This window comes from Planctomycetota bacterium, assembly GCA_038746835.1.
GTDB lineage: Bacteria > Planctomycetota > Phycisphaerae > Tepidisphaerales > Tepidisphaeraceae > JBCDKH01.
In genome coordinates this window covers 1-6,328 of record JBCDKH010000202.1, presented here as the reverse complement: position 1 = coordinate 6,328, position 6,328 = coordinate 1, and the positions used below count along the sequence as shown (strand labels likewise).

Annotated in this window: 7 protein-coding genes; 3 read left to right on the top strand and 4 right to left on the bottom strand. The window is 67.1% G+C overall.

The features are described 5' to 3' along the window. Positions 1-100 precede the first annotated feature (100 nt). Complete coding sequence (locus AAGI46_14865; protein ID MEM1013488.1) at positions 101-883, bottom strand: phytanoyl-CoA dioxygenase family protein; 783 nt, start codon at positions 881-883, stop codon at positions 101-103. Between the two features lie 73 nt (positions 884-956). Between AAGI46_14865 and AAGI46_14860 the strand changes: the two genes are divergently transcribed. Beyond that, positions 957-1,745, top strand: a complete 789-nt coding sequence (locus AAGI46_14860) for an AraC family transcriptional regulator (protein ID MEM1013487.1) — start codon at positions 957-959, stop codon at positions 1,743-1,745. Between the two features lie 18 nt (positions 1,746-1,763). Continuing rightward, on the top strand, positions 1,764-3,530 hold the full coding sequence (gene mutL, locus AAGI46_14855) for a DNA mismatch repair endonuclease MutL (protein ID MEM1013486.1): 1,767 nt from the start codon (positions 1,764-1,766) through the stop codon (positions 3,528-3,530). A 123-nt stretch (positions 3,531-3,653) separates the two neighbouring features. Here the strand turns inward: mutL and AAGI46_14850 are convergent, their stop codons facing one another. Then, positions 3,654-4,697, bottom strand: a complete 1,044-nt coding sequence (locus AAGI46_14850) for an AEC family transporter (protein ID MEM1013485.1) — start codon at positions 4,695-4,697, stop codon at positions 3,654-3,656. Positions 4,698-4,922: 225 nt separating this feature from the next. Between AAGI46_14850 and AAGI46_14845 the strand changes: the two genes are divergently transcribed. Next, entirely contained in the window at positions 4,923-5,153 is a 231-nt protein-coding gene (locus tag AAGI46_14845) for a hypothetical protein (GenBank protein ID MEM1013484.1), read from the top strand. 84 nt (positions 5,154-5,237) lie between these two features. On the opposite strand, the gene AAGI46_14840 is transcribed toward AAGI46_14845, so the two are convergent. Both AAGI46_14840 and AAGI46_14835 read right to left on the bottom strand, forming a co-directional pair. Further along, positions 5,238-5,843 (bottom strand): hypothetical protein, encoded by a 606-nt coding sequence (locus AAGI46_14840; protein MEM1013483.1) that lies wholly within the window; start codon positions 5,841-5,843, stop codon positions 5,238-5,240. A gap of 9 nt (positions 5,844-5,852) precedes the next feature. Further along, positions 5,853-6,161: a hypothetical protein gene (locus AAGI46_14835; protein ID MEM1013482.1), complete on the bottom strand. Its 309-nt coding sequence runs from the start codon at positions 6,159-6,161 to the stop codon at positions 5,853-5,855. Between the last annotated feature and the right edge of the window lie 167 nt (positions 6,162-6,328).

Sequence of the window (6,328 nt, the reverse complement as noted above, 5' to 3'; positions counted from 1 at the left end):
CCGCTCGGCGCTTGCGGAGCTGTTCACCGACGCCGCTGCCCGGCTGTCGGAATCGGCGAAGCCGGCGACCAACGGCCGGAAGCGTCGATAGCCGCCCGGCTCACTTCTCCGCCGGCTTCAGAGCCTCGACTGGTGCGACGGCAAAGCGTGGTTCATCGACCAGCCGCTTCAGCCGGCTGCCGTCGTCTGGATCGCGGTACTGAACGTCGTCGCGGTGGTATTGAAGCGCGTAGGCCACGCGCGGCTTGTCCGTGTGGTTCGGCCCGCTGCCGTGGACCGTCAACCGGCTGAAGGCCACGGCATCGCCGGCACACATGCGCATCGGGAAGAGCCGGTGGGCTTCCTGCTCGGGCGTGATGTAATCGCCTTCGCCAGCGCGTTCGATCGGGCCGTCCTTGTGGCTGTGCGGACTCATCTGCAGGCACCCGTTTTCGGGCGACATGTCGACCAGGGCGACCCAGATGTTGAGGCTGCCTGAGGCGGGCTCGTGGAACGTGTACTGGTTGTCCTGGTGCAGGTGGAACTTCCCACCGCCGCCACCGGCTTTGACGGCAGTGAACGGCAGATAGACGTGGGCCGGACCGCCGAGCAGGCGTGAAGCGACGGCCTTGGACCGCTCGCCGTTGATCAGCTCGTCGAGCATGCTTCCTTGGAGGTATTGGAAGGTCTGGCGCAAGGCGTCCTCTTTGCCTGCTGCGTGGGCGAGCCGTTCCTCGTCGAGGCCGAACACTTCCCGCAGGATGTGCAGGACTTCGCCGCGGAGGTCGGCTGCGTGGTTGCGGTCCACGAAGCCAGGGAGATAGAGGTATCCTTGATCGTTGTAGAAGTTGACTTCAGCATCGGTGAGCTCCATTGCGTCGGCAGTTGGGGTTAAGGCTGGCATTGCAGGGAATTCTGCCACCGAATCCGCCACCGCCAATGGACACGATGACCGGTGTTTTGCATGATCTGACCACGTGATTCGCCCTGAGATCGTCTTTCTGCACGCGGATGAGTTCCCGAGATGCACCGCGCACATCGACAAGCCCTTCGGCTACCACACGCTGCAGCTGGTGAGCCGAGGCGACGTGGTCGTCCACTACGACGATCGCCGACACGAGCTCTCCGCGCCCGCGACGTGGCCCGCGATGCCTGGGCCGCGACGCATTCGGTTTCACGCGTCCCGGCCCGACGAGTCGTGGCACCACCGCTACGCCGCGTTCGCCGGCACGCTCGTCGAGCAGTGGCGTGACCAAGGACTCTTGCCGACGTCGCCCCAGGCACTCGACGATCACACCGCGCACGTGGTGGGCGAGGCCCTCGACGAGACCATCGCCCAGGTCAACAAGACGCTTCGCTGGTCGCGTCTCAAGGCGACCAACGCGCTGGAGCGGGCGCTGATCGCTCTTGCCGAGGCGCGGTCGACGCTGCCGTCGACGTCGCGGCCGGCGTGGCTGGCCGAGCTGCTGGATCGTCTCGCCGACGCCGAGGGACCCGAGCCCGATCTCGCCCACGAAGCCGACAGGCTCGCGATGGGCCTGACGACGCTGCGTCGGCAGATCGGCTCGGCCGTTGGCATGCCGCCGACGACCTATCGCCTTGCCCACAAGCTTGCTGCGGCGCGACGCCTGCTCGTCGAAACCGACGAGCCGATCAAGGCGATCGCCCGGCGGCTCGGCTACTGCGACGTCTACCACTTCACGCGTCACTTCAGCCGCGGCGTCGGCGTGTCGCCGGCACGATTCCGCGACGAGCGACCGATGTGACGCGTCGTATCGTTTGGCTTGCTCGACGCACCGGCCAAGCGACAGGCGATCCGACCGCTACCCGCGGCCGTGGTCGATCGCATCGCCGCGGGCGAGGTCGTCTCGCGGCCGGCGAGCGTCGTGAAAGAACTGGTCGAGAACGCGCTCGACGCCGGAGCGAGTCGCATCACCATCGCGATCGAAGCCGGCGGGCGTGAGTCGATTCGCATTGTCGACGACGGCTCGGGCATTCCGCCCGACGAGCTGCCACTCGCCTTCACGCAGCACGCGACCAGCAAGGTGCGCGACGACGCGGAACTCGAACGCGTTGCGACGCTCGGCTTTCGCGGCGAGGCGCTGGCGAGCATCGGCAGCGTGTCGCGGTGCCGAATCGTCAGCCGAACGCCCGACGACGAGGCATTCGCGATCGCGTGCGATGGCGGCGACCTCGGCACCGTCCAGCCGGCGGCGGGCAATGTCGGAACGACGGTCGAGGCGGGCGATCTCTTTTTCAACACGCCGGCCCGTCGCAAGTTTCTCAAGGCGGCGGCGGCCGAGAGTGCGCAGGTGACCGACGTCGTCCACCGGCTCGCGATTCCGCGGAGCGACGTGGCGTTCCGCTACGAGCGCGACGGCAAGGTCGTTTTCGACTGGCCCGCGACGAGCGACCCGACGGAGCGACTCGTCGCTGCCTGGCCGGGCGATCTGAGGGATCGGCCGATCGTCGTGGATGCGCGAGACGGCGAGTGGCAGCTTCGTGGCATCGTCGCCCGACCCGAGCACGCGGCGACGTCGGCCCGGTATCACCACTTTTTCGTCAACGGCCGGAGCGTGCAGGATCGCTCCGTCCAGCACGCGCTTCGCGAGGCCTTCCGCGGCCTGGCCGAGCCGGGCCGTCAGCCGGCGGCGGTGCTCATGCTCGACGTGCCTCCGGGCGAGGTCGACGTGAACGTCCACCCGGCCAAGAGCGAGGTGCGGTTTCGCCAGGCGTCGCGCGTCTGGTCGCTCGTCAACGCGACGGTCCGCGAGGCCTTGCTCGGGCAGGACCTGGCACCCAAAGCTCGCCCGACGCCCGTCGACCCGCCGCCACTGCCCGAGCCTCGGCCGGACGTGCGCGAGACGTTGGCGGATTACTTCAAGCAGTCGCTGCAGGAAGAGCAGAAGTCGCTGCTCGACGTCGCCGAGACGCCGGTGGAAACGGAAGCGTCGGAGCCGGCATCGCCTGCACCGCCATCGCGGGTCATGCAGCTGCACAACAGCTACCTCGTCGTCGAGGGTGACGACGGGATGGAGATCATCGATCAGCACGCGCTGCACGAGCGGGTGCTGTACGAAGAGCTCCTCGCCCGGGTCCGGCGTGGGCCGCTCGAGTCGCAGCGGCTGCTCGTGCCGGCGATCGTCGAAGTCAGCGAGGCCGAGGCGGATCGGCTGGAGGAGGTCGGGCCGTTGCTCGCCAAGCTCGGGATCGAAGCCGAGCGGTTCGGCCCGGACGCAGTGGCAGTGCAGGCGTTCCCGACTCTGGTCGCGATCCGACGAGCGTCGACCGATCCCGGCGAGTTCGTGGCCGAGGCGTTGCGGCGGTCGCCCGGCGACGGCGACGAGTCGGCCATCCACGAGATTCTCGACCTCATGGCCTGCAAGGCCGCGGTCAAAGCTGGCGACCCGCTCACGTCGGCCGAGGTCGAAGTCCTGGTCGCCAAGCGGCACCTCGTTCCCCGCGGCAGCAACTGCCCGCACGGTCGCCCGACGACGCTGCGGCTGACGATCGACGACCTCGAAAAGCAGTTCAAACGCCGCGGGTTTTGAGGGGGCTCGTTGTCCTTGAAATGCGATGTCGCGACGTAGCCGCCCGCGTCAGCGGGCGCGTGGAAGGCGCAGAAGCGCCCGCTGACGCGGGCGGCTACGTCGGGTGATTTCGAGATCGGGGTCTCACCGAATCAGCCAGAGACCCAGGACGATCCAGATGGGCATCGTGACGATCGCGACGATGCTGGTGCCGATGGCGACGCGGAGGGCTGTCCCGACGTCGCCCTGGTAGTGGCGTGCCAGGACGATCGGAAAGACCGCTGCCGGCATCGCAGCCTGGAAGATCAGGACGTGACGCAACTCCGGCGTCATCGGGACCATGACCGCCAGCCCGATGAAGAGCGCTGGCAAAATCAGCAGCCGAAGCACTGACGCCGCGACGACCGTCCGCACGCCCTGCCGCAGACGGCACTGCAACCAGTCGTCCGCGATGGCCGAGCCCGTCAGAATCAGCCCCATCGGCACAGCCGCCCCGCCGAGCCAGAAGAGGCATGTCATGATCGCCTCACCGACGCCCGCGACAGGTGCGGGCATCGACTCCGACAGGCCCAGAGCCTGGTCCGTCAGATTGACCGCCACGGCGATGACGGTCGCCACGACCGGCGGACTGAACATGCGTCGCCACCAGCCGGGCTCGACGTGCCCCGCCAGCAGCGTCAGGCCAACGCCCCACATCGCCGCCTCGACGCCGACGTTGAAGACGAACAGCACCGCCAGCGTGCGTCCGCCGTCGTAGGCAAACAGAGCGATCACCAGCGGCACGGTGATGTAGCCGTAGTTGAACATGCCCGCCGACAGCGCGAAGGTGCGCCGCGTCTTGCCCGCCGGGAGCGTCTTCGGCATCAGCGTCGCCAGACCAAACGCCGCAAGCATCCCCAGCGTCACGAGCCCGAACGCTGTCGCCGGCGGCAGGACGAGGTTGCGCCAATCGGACAGAGCCTCGTTGCCGATGACGCGGCTGAGAATCAGGGCCGGAATGAAGACGCGGACCAGCAGTGCGAAGACCGACGCATCGGTCCCGTCTGCGATCGTCCGACTTCGACGCAGGTAAAACCCGACCGCAATCGTCAGCCCCACGCCCGCCACCGTGATCGCGACCGACGGCAGCGCATCCAACAGTCCACCGGCCGCGGGCGAAGCAGGTGGTGTGACGGCAACGGCGAGCAAGGCGGCGACTTCGCGTGGAGTGGACCCCGTTGGTATAGCGCGTCACGCAAACCGAACACGCTCGACGACTAACCAGCCCACAGCGTCGGGACCGCGTTTGCAGAGCCTTGCCGTCCCTTGCGTCGTTTAGAAATCGCCCGATCCCGGCACGTCACTTGCAGCGGGGCTCGCGACGGACGCCGAAAGCGGCGTTGCTTTGCCGAACTCGATTTTCAGGAGTTACCGATGCGCACGATCACCCGTTCCGAAACCGACGCCGCCCACCTCATCGAAGACGCCACCGCCAAGGTGCCCAGCGACACGTTCATGTGGCTTGCCGGCGGCAGCATTGCCGCTGCCCTGACACTCAAGCTCATGGGCCGCGACCGCGACGCCCTCTTCGTGGGGCAGTGGGCTCCGACGTTCATCGCCATCGGCGTTTACAACAAGCTGGCACGCTCGGTCTTCAGCGACTGAAGCGCCCGCTATACGCCACGCGGATGCTCCTCCTGACACACGGGCCGCGACCGGATGGTCGTGGCTCGTGTGGCCTTTTGTATCTCAGTCCTTTTCGCGACGCACGCCAAGCTCGCGGGCAATCTCTGCGTCGAGCTTGTCCAGCTGCGACAGCTCCGCCTGCTCCTCCGCCACGACGTCGGCCTCGATCATCCGGTCGATCTCGTCATCGCTGACCAGATCGTCCCGCGCGGCCGGCACCTGATCGCCGGACGACTGCTCCATCGCGTCGAGGAACAGGTCCATCCGCTCTTCCATGCTGCCCGCCTGACGGACGGCCTTTTCCCAATCGGCCTGCGTTTTGGTGAGGTCGAGTTCGCCGAACGTCTTGCCAATCTCGCGGGCGATCGTGTTCATACCCTGGGCAAACTCACGACCTGCCTCCGCCTGCTTCTGGACGAGCATGGCGTTCTTCATGCTGAGCAGCTGTCGCTCGAGCATCTTCTTCACCGCGGCCGTGCGTTTGAGACTGGCGCGGATGAACTGGTACTGCTGCTCGTCGCCGACCTTGCGGGCTTGCCGTGCATTTTTCAGGAAGTCTTCACTGAAGGTCTCCTGCTGACGGATGGACCGTTCGATCCCGCGCAAGGCCTGGCGAAGGCGCATGTCGCGTTCGACGCGTCGTTCGTCGCGGCTCTTGAACAGACCCATGGCCGGAGTTTACACGACCCGCGTCGTCCGATCGGTCACCGGCTCGACTCGACGGACCCGCATGCCCCACGCCTGGGCCGTCACCTCGGCAGTTCCGGCGGACTTGCAGCGGACGATGTACTCGTGCTCGCGTCCGTCGACCAGGCCGACGATGCGGAAGCTCTTCTGCCTCGCCGCCAGCAACCGGCTCACCATCGGCGGCCGCCACGACGGTGCGGACTGAATCCGCGGCACCCGCGACGACGGCTCGTACAGCATCGCTGCCAGCCCGAGACCCATGATCACCAGCAAGAGAAACAAGCTGCCAGCAAACGCCATGACGCTGCGAGCGTAACGCGACGTGCGCAGTCATCGCAAGCCTCTGCGCGAGCCGGTCGAGATTGGTCGAAGAGTTCCTGTTCACGCTCCGACTGCGTCGATCCACGGAGTAAGCCGCCCGCGTCAGCGGGCGCTTCGGACCGTTCGAGCGCGCCCGCTGACGCGGG

Excerpts from the sequence above, each read along its gene's own strand:
- AAGI46_14865 (MEM1013488.1), bottom strand. The coding sequence starts at position 883 with ATGCCAGCCTTAACCCCAACTGCCGACGCAATGGAGCTCACCGATGCT.
- AAGI46_14845 (MEM1013484.1), top strand. The coding sequence starts at position 4,923 with ATGCGCACGATCACCCGTTCCGAAACCGACGCCGCCCACCTCATCGAA.
- AAGI46_14840 (MEM1013483.1), bottom strand. The coding sequence starts at position 5,843 with ATGGGTCTGTTCAAGAGCCGCGACGAACGACGCGTCGAACGCGACATG.
- AAGI46_14835 (MEM1013482.1), bottom strand. The coding sequence starts at position 6,161 with ATGGCGTTTGCTGGCAGCTTGTTTCTCTTGCTGGTGATCATGGGTCTC.